Annotated in this window: 21 protein-coding genes; 18 read left to right on the forward strand and 3 right to left on the reverse strand. The window is 50.2% G+C overall.

The features are described 5' to 3' along the window. The first annotated feature begins 101 nt into the window (after positions 1-101). On the forward strand, positions 102-368 hold the full coding sequence (locus tag SRBAKS_RS01000; protein WP_229596873.1) for a PaaI family thioesterase: 267 nt from the start codon (positions 102-104) through the stop codon (positions 366-368). A gap of 242 nt (positions 369-610) precedes the next feature. On the opposite strand, the gene SRBAKS_RS01005 is transcribed toward SRBAKS_RS01000, so the two are convergent. From SRBAKS_RS01005 to SRBAKS_RS01015, 3 genes are all read right to left on the reverse strand, one after another. Next, the gene (locus SRBAKS_RS01005; protein WP_229592691.1) at positions 611-1,963 is read right to left on the reverse strand and encodes an AlbA family DNA-binding domain-containing protein; all 1,353 of its coding nucleotides are present in this window, start codon (positions 1,961-1,963) and stop codon (positions 611-613) included. A 192-nt stretch (positions 1,964-2,155) separates the two neighbouring features. After that, positions 2,156-3,505 carry a M23 family metallopeptidase gene (locus SRBAKS_RS01010; protein ID WP_229592693.1) on the reverse strand — a complete coding sequence of 450 codons (1,350 nt, stop codon included), beginning with the start codon at positions 3,503-3,505 and terminating at the stop codon, positions 2,156-2,158. Between the two features lie 162 nt (positions 3,506-3,667). Beyond that, complete coding sequence (locus SRBAKS_RS01015; protein WP_229592695.1) at positions 3,668-4,099, reverse strand: CBS domain-containing protein; 432 nt, start codon at positions 4,097-4,099, stop codon at positions 3,668-3,670. Between the two features lie 170 nt (positions 4,100-4,269). On the opposite strand from SRBAKS_RS01015, the gene SRBAKS_RS01020 reads away from it, so the two are divergent. The 17 genes from SRBAKS_RS01020 to SRBAKS_RS01100 all read left to right on the forward strand — a co-directional run bounded on the left by SRBAKS_RS01020 (position 4,270) and on the right by SRBAKS_RS01100 (position 20,003). Continuing rightward, positions 4,270-4,911 (forward strand): protein-L-isoaspartate(D-aspartate) O-methyltransferase, encoded by a 642-nt coding sequence (locus SRBAKS_RS01020; RefSeq protein ID WP_229592697.1) that lies wholly within the window; start codon positions 4,270-4,272, stop codon positions 4,909-4,911. Positions 4,912-4,959: 48 nt separating this feature from the next. Continuing rightward, on the forward strand, positions 4,960-5,901 hold the full coding sequence (locus tag SRBAKS_RS01025) for a DUF368 domain-containing protein (RefSeq protein ID WP_229592699.1): 942 nt from the start codon (positions 4,960-4,962) through the stop codon (positions 5,899-5,901). Positions 5,902-5,939: 38 nt separating this feature from the next. Then, positions 5,940-6,821 carry an Mrp/NBP35 family ATP-binding protein gene (locus tag SRBAKS_RS01030; protein WP_229592701.1) on the forward strand — a complete coding sequence of 294 codons (882 nt, stop codon included), beginning with the start codon at positions 5,940-5,942 and terminating at the stop codon, positions 6,819-6,821. Between the two features lie 9 nt (positions 6,822-6,830). Further along, positions 6,831-7,412: a CDP-diacylglycerol--glycerol-3-phosphate 3-phosphatidyltransferase gene (gene pgsA, locus SRBAKS_RS01035; protein WP_229592703.1), complete on the forward strand. Its 582-nt coding sequence runs from the start codon at positions 6,831-6,833 to the stop codon at positions 7,410-7,412. A 284-nt stretch (positions 7,413-7,696) separates the two neighbouring features. Next, the gene (locus SRBAKS_RS01040; protein WP_229592705.1) at positions 7,697-7,975 is read left to right on the forward strand and encodes a hypothetical protein; all 279 of its coding nucleotides are present in this window, start codon (positions 7,697-7,699) and stop codon (positions 7,973-7,975) included. Between the two features lie 5 nt (positions 7,976-7,980). Then, positions 7,981-8,298 carry an FtsB family cell division protein gene (locus SRBAKS_RS01045; protein ID WP_229592707.1) on the forward strand — a complete coding sequence of 106 codons (318 nt, stop codon included), beginning with the start codon at positions 7,981-7,983 and terminating at the stop codon, positions 8,296-8,298. After that, the gene (locus SRBAKS_RS01050) at positions 8,288-9,085 is read left to right on the forward strand and encodes a tetratricopeptide repeat protein (RefSeq protein WP_229592709.1); all 798 of its coding nucleotides are present in this window, start codon (positions 8,288-8,290) and stop codon (positions 9,083-9,085) included. Before SRBAKS_RS01045 ends, SRBAKS_RS01050 begins: the two co-directional genes overlap by 11 nt. A 68-nt stretch (positions 9,086-9,153) precedes the next feature. Then, positions 9,154-9,948, forward strand: a complete 795-nt coding sequence (locus tag SRBAKS_RS01055) for a hypothetical protein (RefSeq protein ID WP_229592711.1) — start codon at positions 9,154-9,156, stop codon at positions 9,946-9,948. Between the two features lie 42 nt (positions 9,949-9,990). Then, positions 9,991-11,022 carry a class 1 fructose-bisphosphatase gene (fbp, locus tag SRBAKS_RS01060; RefSeq protein WP_229592713.1) on the forward strand — a complete coding sequence of 344 codons (1,032 nt, stop codon included), beginning with the start codon at positions 9,991-9,993 and terminating at the stop codon, positions 11,020-11,022. Then, positions 11,022-12,113 (forward strand): tRNA (adenosine(37)-N6)-threonylcarbamoyltransferase complex transferase subunit TsaD, encoded by a 1,092-nt coding sequence (gene tsaD / locus SRBAKS_RS01065; RefSeq protein ID WP_229592715.1) that lies wholly within the window; start codon positions 11,022-11,024, stop codon positions 12,111-12,113. Before fbp ends, tsaD begins: the two co-directional genes overlap by 1 nt. Before the next feature lie 147 nt (positions 12,114-12,260). Further along, entirely contained in the window at positions 12,261-12,581 is a 321-nt protein-coding gene (gene trxA / locus SRBAKS_RS01070) for a thioredoxin (protein WP_229592717.1), read from the forward strand. A gap of 3 nt (positions 12,582-12,584) precedes the next feature. Then, entirely contained in the window at positions 12,585-13,505 is a 921-nt protein-coding gene (gene trxB / locus SRBAKS_RS01075) for a thioredoxin-disulfide reductase (RefSeq protein ID WP_229592719.1), read from the forward strand. An 8-nt stretch (positions 13,506-13,513) separates the two neighbouring features. Further along, positions 13,514-14,242 carry an outer membrane protein assembly factor BamD gene (locus tag SRBAKS_RS01080; RefSeq protein ID WP_229592721.1) on the forward strand — a complete coding sequence of 243 codons (729 nt, stop codon included), beginning with the start codon at positions 13,514-13,516 and terminating at the stop codon, positions 14,240-14,242. A 31-nt stretch (positions 14,243-14,273) separates the two neighbouring features. Continuing rightward, positions 14,274-15,143 carry a hypothetical protein gene (locus SRBAKS_RS01085; RefSeq protein WP_229592724.1) on the forward strand — a complete coding sequence of 290 codons (870 nt, stop codon included), beginning with the start codon at positions 14,274-14,276 and terminating at the stop codon, positions 15,141-15,143. Positions 15,144-15,145: 2 nt separating this feature from the next. Further along, positions 15,146-17,197, forward strand: coding sequence for an elongation factor G (gene fusA, locus SRBAKS_RS01090; protein ID WP_229592726.1), 2,052 nt, complete (start codon positions 15,146-15,148; stop codon positions 17,195-17,197). Positions 17,198-17,200: 3 nt separating this feature from the next. After that, positions 17,201-17,740, forward strand: a complete 540-nt coding sequence (locus tag SRBAKS_RS01095; RefSeq protein ID WP_229592728.1) for a DUF2062 domain-containing protein — start codon at positions 17,201-17,203, stop codon at positions 17,738-17,740. A 175-nt stretch (positions 17,741-17,915) separates the two neighbouring features. Beyond that, positions 17,916-20,003 carry a methyl-accepting chemotaxis protein gene (locus tag SRBAKS_RS01100; RefSeq protein WP_229592731.1) on the forward strand — a complete coding sequence of 696 codons (2,088 nt, stop codon included), beginning with the start codon at positions 17,916-17,918 and terminating at the stop codon, positions 20,001-20,003. Positions 20,004-20,130 lie beyond the last annotated feature (127 nt).

Consider the following 20,130-nt stretch of genomic DNA (forward strand, 5'->3'; position numbering starts at 1 on the left):
GGTGCCGCTTGTGTGTCTGTTGCTACAATCGAAAATGATCCTGGCATCCACTGCGCATTCCATATAAGGATGAGCTTGTCGGCCATGCCCAAAAGTCAATAATTCATGGCGGGGTGATCTCTACGCTCGCCGATATTTGCGGAGGATTCGTTGTCTGGGTCCGTTGCAAGCCAGAAAATTTTATTGCCATGATCACATTGAGAGTCGATTCTTTACGGCCTGCAGTGGCTCAGGATTTGTATGCAGAAGCGACAGTGCGTTTGCTGGGAAACAAGGTCGGTAACTCCCACGTTGTTTTTGGGTCAAAAAGGAGATCTGAAAACGCCTGTTGCCGAAGGGAGAGGTGTGTACAACATAAAACGTGGTAGATCATAACCATATTGTCCGGTTCAATTGGTTCGCGACTGCACGGACAAACGAATAGAGGCGGGTGGAATCTTCGCCGCTACGATATGCGAGTTTTCTGGCGTTGCTTTGGCCTCTTCAGTGCTGACTTCACGCGTGGAGTCGCACTGATATATTCTTCAAAAGAAAGCCCCCTGATTTCAGGGGGCTTTTTGATTAATCCCGGCATTATGTAGGAAACGCACAAGGGAGTGCTGAGCCTTGCTTATTGATCACGGTTTGCTAGGTGCTGGCAAACGTCTTCAGAATAATCATAGTCACTTACATCTGACTGCAACCCCAAGCTCATCCTGAGCAAAATGTTGATTGGGTCAGCAAGGTAATAAGGTGCAGCTGATCTTTCTATCGAATCTACACCAAGTACCTTTTTTATGTGAAACATATTATCAAAGTACGGCTCCTCTCTGTATTTGATGTTTTCTTCTTGCACAACAGGTATGCCGTATTTGGAGCAACGTGAGACATATTTTGCAGTGTCTATGAATGGTATTTTGTAGAAGATATTCCTTATTTCAAATGTTGCATAGCAAGAAGTTTTTTCACCTATTTTATCAAGCATATGCAGATACATGTTACACATTGAACGCAATGCTAACCCAATATGCGAAAGGTCGCAGAGATGTGTGCCATTAAAATTTTGTTCTTCGTATTGTGCATAAAAATCGGCAAAATACTTGTAGCTCTTTGCTCCCGTCTGCGAAAAAATATGATCAGGTGTTCCTGTATTGACTGGTATCTCAAAACGAACAGAGCGATCATGCCAAAACCTAATTGACGCAGTGGCCAATCCTGGGTCGTTATCCATTACTTGTTTTGCAACAAATCCATTTTTACAGGGAAACATAGTTTGCATCGGCATCAAATCGCCAAAATCTTGCTTATCTTCCGGATTTACACATGAGCAAAAATCCTCAAAAGACAAATCCTTTCCAGTTTGAATCGTATAAGGATCTGGCAATATGTTAACGTATACAAATGAATTTCCCTCTTGTTTTGTATGTACGCGCGGGATGTTGTTTATGTTGTCAGAAATCCTTTTTTTTGTTTTTTCGCGGCGGTCCAACATTTTATCCAGTAAGTATCTATCGGTAACAGGTTTGGGTTTAGATTGATCCGCTTGACGGATATAAATTTTACCACTGGAATGAATATGGGGTGGTTCAAAGCTGGCGAATATTTGTATTATTACAATAGCGCATTTATCTTCAAGTCCAATTTTCTCGCATGGCCCTTGTATCACTGCTTCATCATAAACGATGGGCGGGGAAGCATGTTCGTCAGAAGCTTCTCGTACGAGTGTTAAAGCCTTTTCAACATCACTTGAAGAGATACCATTAAAAACTTCTGCTTTGCGCTCTTGGTCAGATGATTCCGTAACTCCGAATATGAGATACCCACCAAATTGATTTGCAAACGCACATAAGTGCTTGCCTATATCTTTGATATTGATCAGTTTTCTTTTGTAGTCAACATACCACCCTTCGGAAATATCTTTCAATTTTTCAAGATCTTCTGCTGTTACATCGGACAATTTCTTACCAAAGGGATTGAAGGACATGGCTTTCCTGGATGTTAAGGTAAATGCAAACAGGGATACTATATGATCGATAAAACCTCATTTCAAGCTATTCAACTATGAATACTGCATATAATACCGGGGGTTGCGTATTCTAAAAGTCATGCCCCCATCTTACAACGGGGGCATGGTCTATCTCAACATGAGCCTTGTGCGGCTCCTACATAATGCCGATTAATCCAGTTTGGAAGTGATGTTGTATTTGATCCAGGTTCCGTCCCACCATTCAAAGGGTTGGGTGGGGATTCCGGCGACCGTGATGCCGTAGTGGAGGTGATCGCCTCCGGCCAGTCCGGTGGAGCCTGTATTGGCTATGATTTGTCCCTTGGTGACCATGTCCCCTTTGAGCACGTTGATGGAGCTGAGGTGGGCGTAGAGTGATTGCAGCCCCAGACCGTGGTCTATGACAACCACATTGCCATAGATGCCCAGGAAGTCGGCAAAGACGATTTTACCGTCATTGCCTGCCGGGACAGGAGCGTGCTTGAGGCTGGCAAGGTCCAGCCCCAGATGGGTCTGGAAGTCAACCTTCTTGCCTTGGTACATGTAGTCACGCGCGTCAGCGAATCGTGCGCGGTTGGCTGCGTTAGGCAGGCGGGCAAAGGGGCCGTTCCACAACATGGTCGGGCTGGTTTCCCTGCTGAATTCCACCAGTTTGGCCCTGTTTTCCTTGCGAATGGTATTATTGATGTAGAGGTACTGATCAAGCAGAGATCCCTGATTGGGAACAAGTCCCTGGAACTCGGGAATGGTCCGTTCCATGAAACTGTCGGAAAGGTTGATTTTGTCACGGCGGAACGTGCGGGCGTTAGTGTGGTAGTTGAATGAACGCTTGGCACTGTTGCCAGCCGTATCAGAGGCAACGATAAATGGCTTGAAATCGGCGACAGATGTGTCCCAGGGGTGGGCGAACATGCATTGATAGACGAACTTGCCGTTGCCCCCGGGCTGGAGGTAGGCCGGGAAGAAGCGTTCGCCAACCTGGATACCGGCCTTGGGGGCTTCCTCTGACAGGGCAAATACCATGAGTCCGCAACCACCCTGATTGAGGTTGTTGGTATGGGATTGGACAAAAATACGAGGCGGAGTGGTGTCCAGCGTGTATGCCCGTTCTGCGGAAGCCTTTCCTGCCGCACCAAAGGGATAGATCGAGGTATCCTTGGCGGTGATCTCAATGGTGAAGTCGCCTTCCTTGATGGCGTTCTCCCCAATGGCGATCTCCTGTTCGGTCTGCATAATCTTGCCTGTGAAATTCTTGGACCAGAGCAGGATGCGCTTTTGGCCTTGAATGGCTTCAATTTTGAGGAACTTCAGGCCGCTGTCTTCATCAATAACCTTGACTGTGACAGTGGAAGCCTTGCCCAGTTCCGTTGTATCCGGTGAAATTGATATTGTTGGCGGGGTCGTGTCACGGAACAGCATGAAAATGCCTGCACCGAGAGCGAGTACGACAATAATGGAAATGAGGGATCCCGGGATCCCTTTTTTACTTTTCTTTTTGCTCAAACTAACTTCGTTACTCATGATCCATCCTATAATGTAAATGTCTAGACTATTTCTATAGGACTCCGGGGCAGGAAACAAGGGGGAGACGATAGAAAGTCACCAATAAAATCATAACTATTTGGTATGGCAGGAGAAGCCGCATTCAGCTGAATGCGGCTTGTTGAGAGGACGGAGTGCTTTTCATGGTTTCGAATTCAGGCCGTCCATTAAATTGATGGTCAGGCGGAGGAAATCGGCCTCTGTGAGAATCCCTATCAAATCACTCAGTTGAACCACCGGCAGACAACCATATTTGTTGTTGAGCAGAATCTGGGCCGCTGATTTGAGCGAGGTCTCCGGCTCGACACTGGCGATGTCTGTGCGCATGATTTCCCGGATGGGGATGCCGATATCAATCTCTTTCTGGGTTTCAGGGTCCAGCTTGGCCAGATGCGAAATAGTCGCTGATAAGATGTCGCGGTGAGTGACCAGGCCGATGAAGACGTTTTCGATGGTTACAATAGGGATGTGGCGAATGCGTTGTAAGTTCATGAGTTCTCGAGCACTGTGTAGTGAATCGGTCTCTCTGAGAGAAAATACTGGTGAAGACATGAGGTCCTTGACTTGAAGCATGAACACCTCCTGATTATGCATTAATTATTCGTGAATGTTGTAAATCTGTCAAGAATTTGCGAAGTAATCCTCTGGGTTTTTCGTGCCTTCGGTTGACTTGATGGTCAAAATCTGTTCAGCATCCCGCAGGTGTTTCGACTGTCGGAGCACAGTGATTTTCAGGAGTTTGCATGGTTGATCCGGTACGGCTCAGGGAGCGCATGGTGCGCGAACAGATCATGGCGCGCGGTGTGACGGATTCGTCCGTGCTTGTCGCCATGAAGACAATCCCCCGCCATCTTTTCGTGGAAGAAGCTTTGGCATTCAAGGCATACAACGACAGCCCCCTCCCCATCGGGGAAGGGCAGACCATTTCACAGCCCTATATTGTGGCGCTCATGTCCGAATTATTGGAAATCGAACCGGGCATGACCGTCCTTGAAATAGGTACGGGGTCCGGCTATCAGGCTGCGGTTCTGGCCCAGATGGGAGCCGATGTTTTTACTGTCGAGCGGATCAGAAAGCTGTTTTACACCGCCCGGAAACGGTTTATGGACATGCGCATGTTCAATGTGAAACTTAAGTTGGATGATGGAACCATGGGGTGGCCGGAACAGGCTCCCTATGATCGTATCATAGTTACTGCAGGCGGCCCCGAGATTCCTGAGCCTCTGATAGATCAGCTCGCGGAGTCGGGCCGGATGCTAATACCCGTAGGTGAGACCAAGCGAAATCAGACTCTCGTTCTTATTGAAAAGAAGGACGGTAAGATCATTCGCACTGACAAAGGAAGTTGTGCCTTTGTTGATCTGGTCGGTAGCCACGGATGGTAAGGAATATTCACTGTGGTCAACAATTCCAGGTCTCTCAGGGACGCTTTCATGTCCACCCCCGGACCGACTTCCCTCAAGTCGGCGTTGTTGCTTTGGCTCAAGGGAGTCTGCATGGGCGGAGCGGATATCATCCCCGGTGTGTCCGGCGGGACAATCGCCTTTATTACAGGTATTTATTCCCAGCTTGTTGACGCTATCCGCTCCTTTGATCTCGCTTTTGGCAAGCGGCTCATTACATTTGATTTTCCCGGTGCTCTGCGCACTGCCCACCTTCGTTTTATTCTGATTTTGCTTTTTGGCATCATGACGGCTATCGTGACCATGGCGCGTGTCATGAACTATATGCTGCACTCGCATCCTGTGGAAATCTGGTCGCTCTTTTTCGGTCTCATAGCTGCCTCCATTTTTGTGGTGGGTCGGGAGATAAAACCACTCAACGCTGTCAATCTCGCGGGAGTGGCTTTGGGGGCCGTGGGCAGTTTTCTTCTGGTCGGTATGATTCCGGTAACGACTCCCGAAACCCTGCCGTTTGTATTTTTATGTGGTTCCATAGCTATTTGCGCAATGATATTGCCGGGCATCAGCGGAGCGTTCCTGCTGTTGATGCTGGGTAAATATGAATATGTGACCCGGACATTGAAGAATCCTTTTGTCTGGGACAATTTCGTGATCATCGCGGCCTTTGCGGCTGGGGCGGTCTGCGGTATAATGTTGTTTTCCCGCGTGCTCCATTTTTTGTTGCATAGATGGCATGCGGCCACCATGAGTGTCCTCACAGGGGTGATGATCGGCGCGCTACGTAAGGTCTGGCCGTGGAAGGAAGTGCTCGAATCAGCTGTCATTCGTGGCAAGATGCTTGTTCTTCGTGAACAGAATGTTCTGCCGGGTGAATGGAGCTGGGAAGTGGGGGCCGCCTGTTGTCTGGTACTTGTCGGGGTGATGATTGTTGTTGCCCTTGAATGGTTTTCACGGGAAAAGAAATCTGTTTAGTGTATCCCGAACGGGACAAATATAAAGAGAGAATTATCATGAGCGATTGCAGTTCCGGCTCCTGCGCTAGTGCAGGAAAACCCAGTGCAAAAATGAAAATTCAGGATGAGATGATCAAATCCACCCTGGGAAAGATCAAATATAAGCTGTTTATCATGTCCGGCAAAGGCGGAGTGGGCAAAAGCTCCGTTTCAGTCAATGTGGCCGCCGCTCTGGCCGCACGTGGCTTCAGGGTCGGTCTGTTGGACGTGGACATCCACGGCCCGAGCGTACCGACTCTGTTGGGAATCTCCGGTAATCTGGATGTTGACCGCGGTTCTTTGATGATACCCAAGGAGTACAGCGAGAATCTGCATGTGGTTTCCATGGAATCCCTGCTCAAGGATCCTGATCAGGCGGTTTTGTGGCGCGGCCCCATGAAGACATCGGCGATTCGCCAGTTCGTCTCTGACGTGCAGTGGGGCGAGCTTGATTTTCTCGTGGTGGATTCTCCCCCCGGTACCGGTGACGAGCCTATGACCGTCCTCAAGACTGTGCCTGACGCTCTGTGTGTTGTTGTGACGACACCGCAGGAAGTCTCTTTGTCTGATGTTCGAAAATCCATCAATTTTCTTCAGTATGCACAGGCCAATGTACTCGGCGTGGTGGAAAACATGAGTGGGTTGATCTGCCCGCATTGTCACGAGTCCATTGATTTGTTCAAGAAGGGTGGCGGCAAGGAGCTGGCAGAGAAATACGGTCTGCAGTTTTTGGGAGCCATTCCGCTTGATCCGGCCACGGTGGTTGCCGGTGATCTTGGTAAACCGGTTGTCTTGCTCGAAGAAGATTCCTTTGCCAAGACAGCTCTGATAGAGTTGGCTGACACTATCGCAGAGGCAGCCCAGAAGAGCTTTGAGGCTGCTTCCACAACTCACGCTTAGGTGGTTTGGATGAATAAGGATATTTATAATCTTCCCAATTGTTTGACCATGGCCAGAATTCTGGCCGCGCCGATCATTGTCTTTATGCTGTATCTGGAGATGTGGTATGAATTCAAATTCGGCTCCTACTTTGGTTTTGGTTTGTACTTTATTGCTTCCATCACGGATTACTTTGATGGCAAGATTGCCCGCGAGCAGAATATCATTACCAATCTGGGCAAATTTCTCGATCCCCTTGCAGACAAGCTGCTCATCGGTTCGCTGTTGATCATGCTTGTCCGTCTTGGTGAAGGATGGTGTGTACCGGCCTGGGTTGTCATTATAATTATCTGTCGAGAGTTGGCTGTGACCGGGATGCGTGCCATTGCGGCCGAAAAAGGGCAGGTGGTTGCCGCTGACAAGCTGGGTAAGGCCAAAACAATGGCCCAGTCTCTGGCTGTCGGATTCCTGATTTTCCACTATCCTTTCTTTGGTATTGACGTGCGTCCCATTGGCCAGGTCTTACTGTATCTGGCGCTGATTCTGACTGTGGTTTCCGGTGGTAATTACCTGTACGACTTTTACAAGACCTGGATTGTCTCTTCAGAGTAGTGTGCCTTTTATTGTTATGTCGCATCTTTAGCCGCGTCAATTGGTCAGAATCTCTGATCCCTTGGCGCGGCTTTTTTGCTGCCTGTGATGGTGTCGGCTCTAGAAAAAATTGAGAGAAAATCTTGTCTTGAGTTGAGGCGTTGTGCGTAACGTGTTGTTATTGTGTCTTAAAATGGGTGGTGACAGGGGCCGAATTACATGATATTTGATAGCTTGAGTCACTGTACAAAATCCCCGAAAAAGGGTTATTGAATCAGGGAATTGAATAATACCACGAGATGCTCATGACAGATTCCAGTTCGGTTAAACATCTTGTTCGCATAACCAACTGTCTCCAAACCATTCTGGACCTTGAGTCCCAGCTTGAAAACCTGGAGCACGGAAATTCGCTTTTGGACGAATTTGCCGTGCTTAAGTCTTTTTTGGAGAAGATCGACAAGGTGGATCTGAGTGAGGGCGATGTGGAGCGGATAGAGATAGCTACAGCCAACTTCCTCAGGGAGTTGGAGGGACCGTTGTCCAAGAGCCGGATACGAAAGAAATTTGAGCGGAGACTACAGTAACCTTTATGCGTGGTCGTGTCGTCATTATAGCCGTGCTCCTTGTCATCAATGTGTTTCTGCTTTTCAGATTAATCTGGAGCGATCAGGGGATGTTTACCTATCTTGAACTCAAGAACAGGTATGATGTCCTGCAGCAGCGCATAGATAACGTTGATGAGAAGAGTCTTGATTTGAGCCAGGAAATACGCAGATTGAAATCAGACAAGGGCTACCAGGAAAAAGTGGTCCGTGAGCGTATGAATTTTGTGCGAAAGGATGAACTGCTGTATATATTCCCGGACGAGAATACCAACCTCGGTGGAGATGGAACAGATGAGCAATAAAATTGAATGGTACCAAGAGGTTCTCTCCCTGGAACCCGGTTCAAGAGTGTTCTTTCCACTCGCCAAGCTGTTCGTGGAGAACGGGATGCCCGAAGAGGCTGTCCAGACACTTCGCCAAGGCCTGGATCGTCATCCTGATTATCTTGAAGCGCGTATGTTGCTTGTGGAGCTGCTCACAGAGTTGGAGCGGGAAGATGAAGTGCATGACCAGTTGGCCCGCGTTATCGATCCTTTGCGGGACTATCCTGCTTTTTGGCGAGGGTGGGCCAGGAGTCTTCCAGAGAATGAACGGGATTTATCCGTCTTTTTGATGTTGGTGGCTTCCAATATTTCCGGCGACACCATCAAGTGGACCGATGTGGTTTTTGAGGGTATTGGTACTTTGGCAGACCGTCTGGTCGGCGCACCGTTGCCACCGCCATGCGAATGTCCTCCTCCCTCGCAACCTCGGTTTGAGGCTGTGAGTGATGCAAATTTCGACGCCCCAGATGCGGAATTCAAGCATGGGGCCGGTTCTTTTCGTACCAAGACCATGGCTGATCTTCTTGCGTCGCAGGGGGATGTGGCCGGAGCACTTGAAATCTACCGGGAATTGTTGCAGTCAACGATGTCCGACGAACGTCGAGCCGAATTGCAGGAACGTATTGTTCAGTTGGAACAGAATCACAATAGTGGTGCCGGTTTGAATGCGGAACTCAGTGATGCTTTCAGCGTCCATGCGAAGAACCGCCTTATCAGCACCTTGGAAACACTGGCTTCGCGTTTTGAGGCCAGGGTACAAAGTTAATTCATCAGATACGCAATCCAGGACGCATCGATCAGATGATGCGGATGTCCATGTATCAAGCGGGAAATATGAAATATATCTTATTGAGCCTATTGGCGGCTGCGATGCTGCTTGGCGGCTGCAGTGTGTGGGATACCACTGCTGAAGTCACCAAGGATTCGTGGAATTCCACCAAGGAATTTGTCGATCCTCCGCCGGAGATCGACACGGAAAGGTACCAGTTCACCAACCCGAATCAGGAAAAATTGGCCAAGCTTATTGCTCCGGTTGACGGCCCGTTGACTTCCCTGTCGCAGTTTGTCGACAATACCGACACACTGCCTGGAGTCGACTGGCTTGACCTTCTTCGTGCCAGATATCCGTGGGTAAACCGCGTACTGGTAACCGATGAAGAGGGCACGATCATTTTCATGCAGCCGGAGCTCCCTGTAAAAAAGATTACCAAGCCGCTTATTTTTAAAGGGGTATGGCGTTCGATCAAGCTGCTCACCGTGGTTGATTACTCCGAGTTGGGAGCCGAACTCTATATTGGTCGCCCCTACTTCAAGGATGTATCGTTCAGCGGGCTTATCGGCGTCGGTTTTGATCCGAGGGCGTTGCTTCGGTTAAGCCCCAACCCTTCTGAATTGATTATTATTCATCCTGGCGGTGGCGTATGGTCCATCGGGGCTGATATCGATGAAGAAGCGATCATGGCAGTCCCTTGGGAAGAGATACTCAAGGAAGATGTCCATGGTGAAATCAAGGTTGGAGAAAAGTATTATACCTGGCTGACACGCTACGTCGGTGAAGACCAGTATGTCTATGCTACGGAAAGCGTTGATCCGGGAAATACCGGTTCTTCCTGGTACTGGCCGTTTTAGGCGATAACTCAGATTACTGGCTCATACGGTCAAGGATACTCTATGCCACAACAGGTAACGGTTACAGAACACTTGCTCCTGCATCAGAAGATGGTGCCGGGTGCGACCGGGCAGTTTACCCGGCTTTTCAATGAAATTGTTTTATCCGCAAAGATTATATCCCGTGCCGTGAACAAGGCGGGGCTCGTTGACGTGCTTGGCTTTACCGGCGACGTCAACGTGCAGGGAGAGGAAGTCAAAAAACTGGATGAATACGCCAATCGGATTCTGATTCATCGTCTGGCCCGGTCTGGTGTGCTCTGCGCCATGGCTTCCGAGGAAAATGCGGATGTCATCGAGGTTCCGGAATCGTTGCCTCGTGGCGATTATATTATTATTTTCGATCCGTTGGATGGTTCCTCGAATATTGATGTCAATGTCAATATCGGGACGATCTTTTCCATCTTCAAGCGAAAAAGCGTTCCGGATGCTGCGCTCATGTCCAGTGATGTATTGCAGAAGGGGAGTGAACAGGTCGCGGCGGGGTATGTTCTATACGGCTCCTCCACCATGCTGGTTTTCACCTGTGGTGAAGGCGTACACGGGTTTACCCTGGACCCCAGCGTGGGCGAATTCATCCTTTCCCATCCCAACATCCGTATCCCCGAACAGGGAAAGATCTATTCGGTGAACGAAGGATATGAGCGGTACTGGGATCGCGAGACCAAAAAGGTGCTAGCCTATTTCAAGTCGCCCAAAAATGCTCTTCGCAAACCCTACAGCGGCAGATACATCGGTTCTTTGGTTGCCGATTTTCATCGCAATCTCATTTATGGCGGTATTTTTATGTACCCCGCTGATTTGCGCGATCCCAAAAAGCCGGAGGGCAAACTGCGGCTGACCTGCGAATGTAATCCTATGGCTTTCATTGTGGAGCAGGCAGGAGGGATGGCTACCAATGGTCTGGAGCGCATCATGGATGTCGACCCCGAACATCTGCATCAGCGTATTCCGTTTTTCTGCGGCTCTCTCAATGACGTTCAGATCGTCAAGGACATTTATGAAGCAGGCTCTCGGATAAAGAAGAACAGGTAATGTTAACACTTGGAATCGAGACTTCCTGTGACGAAACTGCTGTCGCCCTTGTGGAGGATGGCCGTCTGCTGGGTGAGAAGCTGGCTACGCAGGTGGATATGCATGCCTTGTTCGGTGGTGTGGTGCCGGAAATAGCCTCGCGCGAACACCTTCGTGTGCTGCCTCGTCTCTATAAGGAGCTGCTGGCGGAAACAGGTAAGGAGCCGGGTGAAATCGACACAGTGGCTGTGGCCCGTGGCCCAGGACTGCTCGGTAGTTTGCTTGTGGGGGTCAGTTTTGCCAAGGGGCTTTCCCTTGCCATTGGCGCACGACTGATCGGTGTCAATCACCTTTGGGCTCATCTGCTTGCTCCCGGTCTGACGGGCGACTTGTGTTTTCCCGCTCTGGGGCTGCTCGTTTCGGGAGGGCACACCCATATCTATCGCATCCAATCATCCATTGAGTTCGAATTGCTCGGAAGAACTCTGGATGACGCTGCCGGTGAGGCCTTTGACAAGGTCGCCAAGCTCATGAATTTCCCGTATCCTGGTGGCCGGTATATCGATGACCTGGGGCAGGAATCCACGCCCGATAAGAAGCTGTTTCCCCGTCCCTATATCGATCATCCCAGTCTTGATTTCAGTTTCAGCGGCTTGAAGACGGCTGTTGCCCTGCATGTGGCGACTCGTCCTGATCTGGTGTTTGAGACCATGGCCGACCCGGAAGCTGTGGCCAATCTTGCAGAGGACAAGCGGGCAGATATCGCAAAGATTTGCGCCTCATTCAACTGGAGTGTGGCGGATACGCTCAGGATCAAAGTTGAACGGGCCTTGGATTCCATGGAAGGGGTCAAGAGTGTCATCGTTGCCGGAGGCGTGGCAGCCAATTCTTTGGTTCGCAAGACCATGGCCGGCGTCGCCAAAAAGCACGGGCTGGAATTGACCTTGCCCGATTTGGCCTTATGTACGGATAATGGCTCCATGATTGCGTATGCCGGATGGCAGCTCGCCAAAGCCGGTTGCAGTCATGGGCTTGAGCTTGAAGCCATTCCCAGGGGGCAGGTTGTTCCCCTTGATTGGAAAATTTCCTCACAATCCGTAGTGGGTGCATAATATTTTGTTCCATGCTTCTTGACAGTAAGGGACATGGAGACCTATTTTAAATAAATTGTGAGAACAATTGCGGCATGTGGCCGCTCCCGGCATGAGCCGGATACTGAGAATGCGACGGTTTTTTGCCGGTAAAAAAAGGAGAATAACATGGCGAATCAGATCACTGACGGCACTTTCGAACAAGACGTCCTGCAGAGCGAAGTCCCCGTTCTTATTGATTTTTGGGCTCCCTGGTGTGGCCCGTGCCGTGCGATGGGACCTGTGATTGATGAATTGGCGGAAGAATTTTCTGGCCAGATTAAAATCGTCAAGATGAATGTGGATGAAAACTCCGCAACTCCTGGCAAATACGGCATTCGTGCTATTCCCACTCTGATTCTGTTCAAGGACGGCGAAGTCGTTGACCAGTCCACTGGTGCAGTCTCCAAGAGCAGCATCAAGGAAATGATTACCAAAAAGGCTCTGTAATTTATGAAATCTTATGACGCCGTAGTCATAGGGGGCGGCCCGGCAGGAATGACGGCTGCCCTTTATCTTTTGCGGGCTGGCGTGAAAACCGCCATGATTGAAAAACTTTCACCCGGTGGTCAGGTCCTCATGACGGCCGAGATAGAAAACTATCCCGGATTTCCAGAGGGGCTTCAAGGGTGGGAGTTGGCGGACAAGTTTGCCAATCATCTGGACAAGTATGACCTGGATCGGATCAATGACGAAGTGCGCGGCATCGAAATCGGTGCCCCTTTTCACACCATTAAAGTTGGTGATGAAGATGTGCAGGCCAAGGTCATTATCCTGGCTACCGGCTCCAGGTATCGTCGACTTGGAATTCCGGGTGAGGAACGTTTGCTCGGCAAGGGCGTCTCTTACTGTGCGCTGTGTGACGGAAACTTCTTTCGTGGTCAGGAGGTCGCAGTTATCGGCGGAGGCAACTCCGCTCTAGAGGAAGCCCTGTATCTGGCTCGTCTTGTGAACAAAGTGTATCTCATTCATCGTCGTGATGAGTTTCGAGGATTGCTCTGTTATCAGGACAAGTGTCTTACCAATGACAAAATCGAGCCTATCCGGGCAACTGTTGTAGACGAGATTCAGGGTGAAGATCAGGTCGAATCCCTGTTGCTCAGAAATGTCAAGACTGATGAAACTTCCGAACTCAAGCTGGATGGCGCGTTCATTTTCGTTGGATTTGAACCCATTATGGACTTTGTGCCTGATGAGGTCGACAAGGAACAGAACGGTGTCGTGACTGACGTTGAAATGCATACCAATATCCCGGGCATTTTTGCTGCGGGAGATATTCGGGCCAAGATGTGTCGTCAGGTCGCATCCGCTGTTGGCGACGGTGCCACAGCTGCCACGGCTGCCTTTTCGTACCTTGAGCAGATGGAAGACTAGGAGTCTGTATGCGTCGATTGATGGTGCCTGTTCTGGTGGCAACCCTTCTCTTGCTTTCCGGTTGTATCTGGATAGATTCGTATTTCCTGCCGCCTCCTGAGGATACGGCTCAGGAATTGTACGAAGCAGGTACGGACGCCATGGCCGAGAAGGATTACAACGATGCCCAGGAGTACTTTAGCAAGCTCAAGGATAGGTTCCCGTTCAGTCCGTTTGCCCTCAAGGGTGAGCTGGCGCTCGGCGATGCCTATTATCTTGATGAAGAGTATGTCCTCGCGCTGGAGGCGTATAAGGAATTTGAGGCGTTGCATCCGAGCAACGAGAATATTCCCTATGTGCTTTACCAGATCGCCAAAGCCAATATTGACATGTTCCGATCCATTGATCGGCGGCAGGAAAATATCAAGGAAGGGCTGGAGTATCTCTACCGACTTGTGGATACCTACCCTGATTCTCAATACGCGGAAGCTGGCAAGAGTCTGATCGTGAAAAGTCGGAGAATTCTGGCTGAGCATGAAGTGTACATGGCGGACTTCTTCTGGCGTACTGAGCAATATGGTCCGGCCTGGCATCGATATCAGTATGTGGTTGAGAACTTCTCAGATATTCAGGATCTGCGCGACTATGCTGCCAAACGTGCTGAATACTCCTATTTTGAGTATCAGAAAACGTTGTCTGAAGAAGAGAGACAACGTATTCAAGGCAGTTGGATACGCTGGATCAAACAGTGGCTCTAATCTAACCCACGGTCTCGGACCGATATGACACATGCAGAAAACGGAGTTTCAGTTTCCCGAATTCATTAATGAACTCGTTGTTGACGACACTCTTTTCGCGCGTGCCTATCAAAATTCGGTCGACCAGGATCGAGCCGTATTAAAAACATGTATTGCCGGGCTGTACGATTGGTACGGCCCGCGCAAACAGACTGCTCAACGTTCCACTCAAGTCTGGCGTAGCGGCCTCGAAAGCACGCTGCATACAACGCCTGTCGATTGTACCATCATCCTTTTCGATGCCTCGCTTTGTTCCCCAACCCGCCTTTTGGCTGCGTTGGTTCCAGCCGTTGCCTGTGGCGTTCGCAATGTGTTGGTTGCACGCATTGGTGATGAAGACAGTCCCTGGCCTGAGGCTATATTGACCGGGTTGGAGTTGGCTGGGCTGGAACTGGCCGTCAACATGACCGGAGACCAACTCGACGAGCTTTTGGAATCGGTGCAGCACGGTGGTGGCACTGGCAGAGTCATTGATTTTCGTGAGGATGCTCTGCAGTGTGCCACAGCAGGTAATATCATGGTCATGTGCCCTCGATTTGACTCGGTTGGCGCGATTTGGTTGGATGAAAGAACCGGTTTGGACCTCGACGCCGTGGCCTTTGCGCATCCCGACATGACATTTTCCGTTTTTGGTGCAGAAGTACCGCTTCCCAATGACCGGTTTTCATACTGCAGCGCCAATATGGACGATTTTCTGGCAACTCCCTGTACTGTTGCTTTTACCCAGACGTTTTCTCTCGACATGGTGCCCACATCGTCACAATTGGTGCTGGGGCCAGGGCTGGAGGGATCCTGGATATTGCCCGAATTGCATCCTGAATTTTTTGAATCCCATCGTATCTTCTGGACAACCGGAGTCTGATCGTGAGCAAGACACACGCCCCCTCGGCGAAGGTGCTTGGCACTCTTCGCAATATCGGTATCATCGCGCATATTGACGCTGGAAAAACCACGTTGACCGAGAGAATCCTCTATTATGCCGGGCGTATCCACCGGATCGGTGAAGTCCATGAGGGGACCGCTACCATGGATTATATGCCGGAGGAGCAGGAGCGGGGCATAACCATCACCTCGGCCGTGACCTCCTGTCAGTGGAATCCATGCATGATCAATATCATTGATACTCCGGGGCATGTTGATTTTACCATTGAAGTGGAACGTTCCCTGCGCGTATTGGATGGCGCTGTCGGTGTATTCTGTGGAGTGAGCGGGGTTGAGCCGCAGTCCGAGACTGTATGGCGGCAGAGTGAAGCGTACGCTGTGCCCAAGTTGGTCTTTGTCAACAAGATGGATCGGCTGGGAGCCGATTTCGAGAGCGTGCTCGACTCAATGGTCACGAAACTCGGCGCCAACCCGGTGGCTATTCAATATCCTGACGGTGCCGGGCAGGAATTTGAAGGGGTATTTGACCTCATTGAGATGAAACGCCTTGAGTTTGATCAGGATACAAACGGAGCCGAGTTTACCAGCCGGGATTTGACGGAGGAGGAAGCCGACAGGATTGCTCCCTGGCGGGAGAAACTTATCGAGGTTGCTTCTGACGAGGATGAAGACATTTTGGATTTATATCTGTCCGGGGAGGCTGTCCCTGCGGAGCAGATCCGGGCGGCTGTCAGAAAAGCCACGCTGGCCCGAACGATCGTTCCTGTACTGGTGGGATCGGCTTTGAAGAATGTCGGCGTACAGCCAGTGCTTGATGCTGTCTGTCACTATTTGCCCAGTCCGCTTGATGTACCGGTGCCGGTTGGTGTCGACCCTCGAAACAATACGAAGAAGTCGTTTGCGGTTGCTCACAATGAGCCCTTATCCGCTCTGGTCTTCAAGGTAGCCATGGATTCAGGGCGCAAGTTGGCCATGATGCGTATTTATTCAGGCAGGATCGGCGCCGGTGACTCGGTGTACAATGTGACGCAGGACAAGACCGAGAGGGTGGCACGGTTGTTCCGTCTCCATGCCGGGCACAAGGAAAAGATCGACGCTGCATATGCAGGGGATATGGTCGCCGCCGCAGGCATGAAATTCGCTCGAACCGGAGATACCCTGGCCGAAAAGGACGCTCCTATCATTCTGGAGCAGATCGCAAACTACAAGCCGGTCATTTCATTGGCCATCGAGCCGCGTAATTCCGAAGAAGGTGACAAGCTCGATGAGGTGCTGGAAAAGTACATCATGGAGGACCCGACTCTTGATTTGAAGCGGGATGAAGATACCGATCAGATCATCCTTTCCGGCATGGGCGAGTTGCACCTTGAAGTTATTCTTGAGCGCCTCAAGCGCGAGTACAAGCTGGAACCGAGGGCCGGTAAACCTCAAGTTGTGTATCAGGAAACAGTCGGCTCAAAGGGTGTGGGCAAGGGTGTCTTTGATCGCGAACTGGGTGAAGTGGTTCATTATGGAGCCGTTGAGCTTTCCGTGGAGCCTGTTGATCGGGATGTTGAACGCAGCATTTCTTTTGAAGTGGATATGGAGGCATGGCCGGACGCGTGGCTGGAGGCCGTGGAAGATGGCATTTCCGATGGATTGCAGAGCGGTGTGATTCGTGGCTACCCTGTACAGAACGTACGGGTTCGGGTGCGTAATCTGGAAAAACGGGATAGCGACTCCAGTCCTGTGGGGTACCGTATGGCATCTGCCATGGCGCTGAAGGACGCGCTTGTCCAGGCTGACTCCAAGCTTATGGAACCCATAATGTACGTGGAGATTGGTGTCCCTGAAGAATTTATCGGAGAGGTGGTCGGCCTGCTTGGCTCAAAGGGAGCCAAGATTGAGAACATGATTGATCGTTCCGGTCAGAAAGTCGTTCAGGGATTGGCTCCATTGGCCAAGTTGTTCGGATTTTCCACCGAACTTCGTTCAGCGACTCAGGGAAGGGCTGGATTTGTCATGAAATTTTCCTGCTTTGATGTGATGGAGTAAGAGTTGGCAGATATTCGACGTCATGATGCACGCCAGGAGCCCAAGGTGGGACGTTTTCGTGTGTGGTGGACAGGCAGCAAGCGGTGGACCAAGTATTGGTATCTCCGACTTATGCGTCAGCAATCATCTCCCAAGAATCTTGCGACTGCCTGCGCTCTGGGGATGTTCATCGGAGCATTGCCGATTATTCCGTTTCAGTCCGTTGTGGTCATTGCCCTGGCTTTTGTTTTGCGAGTCAACAAGTTGGCGGCCTGGCTGGCTACCTGTTATTCCAACGCGGCCACTATGGTTCCATTTTATTATTTCCTCTTTATGGTGGGCAAAACAGTTGTCCCCGTTGAAGGGGTGGTCTTTGATCCAAACAATTTGCGTATGGTCGATTTGATCGATGCTGGCTGGAAGCTCTTTGGAGTCATGTTCGCCGGTGGTTTGGTCTTTGGCATTCCGGCCACAATTGTGACATATTTTGGCTCCTTGTTTGTCATTCGGCGATATCGTGAGCGTCGAGCTATTCGATTATTGCGCAAACGCACAAGCGGTTAGCCCGCTTCATCCTCCTTTCCATAGCTCTGGAAGTTGATTGCTTTCGGCGTTATTATCTCTTCAATTTTGTTATCATGAATTGCCATTGCTGGTAATTATGCGTATTTATTACGCGAGTAATCATGCTATTGTGATATTTGATAATTACTGTTCATCTCAACAGGAGTTCATACAGATGGTTGTGCGACCTCTGTCAACATTGATAGCTCTCGGATTGTTTCTCTGTTGTATTTTTGCAGGGGCCACCTATGTTGGTGGCTGGCTGGCTTACAGTATCGGGGCTGGTTGTACTTTGGGAGCAACGTTAATTGTCGGCGTCCTGTTTAGAAAAGAACTACGGCAGATCGCCGATATCCTTGCTTCTCTTACGCAGGGGGAGTCTCGGGAAATCTCTGATGCCATGATAGCAGGAAAGATCGGGGAAGGGCTGACTTCGTGCAGGATCGCCGTGGGAGAAATGGCGGCCCAGGTGTTTTTTTTCAAGGCCGCTGTTCATGAACTTGGAACGCCTGTCATGATTTGCAACGAAAAGGGTGTGGTGGTTCTGGCGACAAAGTCCATGCTGGAACTTTTGCAAAAAACAGAAGGGCAGGTCGTCGGGAAGAGTGTCAGTGAGGCCTTGTACAACAAAACCGGTACATCGCTGACCGAACGCGCTCTTCGAAACAGGAGAGGGCTGGTTGACGCGCGTGATCTGGTTCTCTGGGACGGTCGCTCTCTCGCTGTCGAGTTGGCAATCTCCATCTTCAAGGATGCGTCCGGCAAGGTCATTGGTGCCGCGACCTCTGTTATCGACATGACAGAAAGGGTTGAACGGCAAAAACTGGTTGAACAACAGAGTGCGCAAATGATTTCCGCCGGAGAACGGCTGAGCAAGTTGGCTGAACATGTGGCCTCTGCCACCGAACTGCTTTCCGCTTCGGCTGATGATCAGGCCCAGGGGGCACAGAAACAGAGCGCACAAACAGCATCCGTGGCAACAGCTATGGAAGAGATGACTGAGACCGTGCTTGAGGTGGCACAGAATGCCACTGCTACCCGGAAGGCAGCCGACGAGGCTCATGAATCCGCTGCCGAAGGCGTGGACATGGTCAACAAGGCCGTGGCGGCAATCAATCAGGTAGCCGAATCTGCTCGACAGCTTGAGCATGAAGTGAAGGAGCTTGACTCCCAGGCAGATGCGATCGGGCAGATTATCAGTGTTATCAATGATATTGCTGATCAGACAAATCTACTTGCTCTGAATGCGGCCATCGAAGCAGCGCGTGCTGGAGAAGCCGGGCGCGGTTTTGCCGTTGTTGCCGACGAGGTTCGCAAGCTGGCTGAGAAGACAATGGATGCCACCAAGGATGTAGAGAAAGCCATTTCAATGATTCAGTCCAGCTCTCGATATGCCACCACAAGTATGCAGGCTACGGCTAGGCAGGTGGATGAGTCCACGGAACTGTCCAATCAGGCTGGTGAAGCCCTGCAACATATCATGAGCAGCATAAAGGACATGGTGAGTCGTGTTGGAGATATTGCCACCGCTTCCGGCGAACAGTCTGTTGCGGCAGAGGAAGTCATGCACAATGTCGAAGAGATCGCGAGCATTGCCGGTGACGCGGACGAAGCCGCTGGTCAGGCTGCCAGTGCAACCCGAGATATGGCTGAACTGGCCAAGGATCTGTTGACCGTATCAAAGGAATTCTTGGATCATGATGGCGACATCGAAGAGCATGCGTCAGATACCAAGATGAAGGGAGTGCTGCTCAAATATGCCCAGGAGTATGTGAAGGACACATATGACAGCGCTGTTTATCAGGCAATGCAGGAAGGGTTGGGCAATCCGGTTTTTCTCCCGACTGACAGTTATCCCGATCAATATCTGATGCGGATCGCGGAGTTGACGTCTCGCGCAGCCGGTGTATCTGTGCGCGATTTCTTCCTTGATCTTGGCCGGTTTACCGTTGTAAAATTTAAGGGTATGTATCCGAGATATTTCAAGGAAGAGTCGCTCAAGAGCTTTTATCTTCGTATGAACGATGTGCATGCTCATTTGACCAAGGATCAGCCTGGCATCAAGCCTCCCAACTTCACATATGAGGATAAAGGGGATGAGCTGTTCATGAATTATCGGTCGAAAAGAGGACTCTTCGATTATTTTGAAGGGATTCTTCTGGGAGCGGCGGAAGCGAAGGGAGAGCGTGTTTCCGTGAAGATCAAACCGTTCGATGCTGAGAGTGCGCGTGCCGAGATAGTCTTTCATGGCAAGATTGTTTAAAAAAGTGTAAAAAATAATTATAACAGGCTTTCTGTTTGTTTATGAGTGCTATACGGTAGTATTGTTTTAATTGGTCGACCTAGGCCCAAAATGCGGCCATGTGAATAGCGTTGTGATTTGAGGAGAG

The organism is Pseudodesulfovibrio sediminis, assembly GCF_020886695.1.
Classification (GTDB): domain Bacteria; phylum Desulfobacterota; class Desulfovibrionia; order Desulfovibrionales; family Desulfovibrionaceae; genus Pseudodesulfovibrio; species Pseudodesulfovibrio sediminis.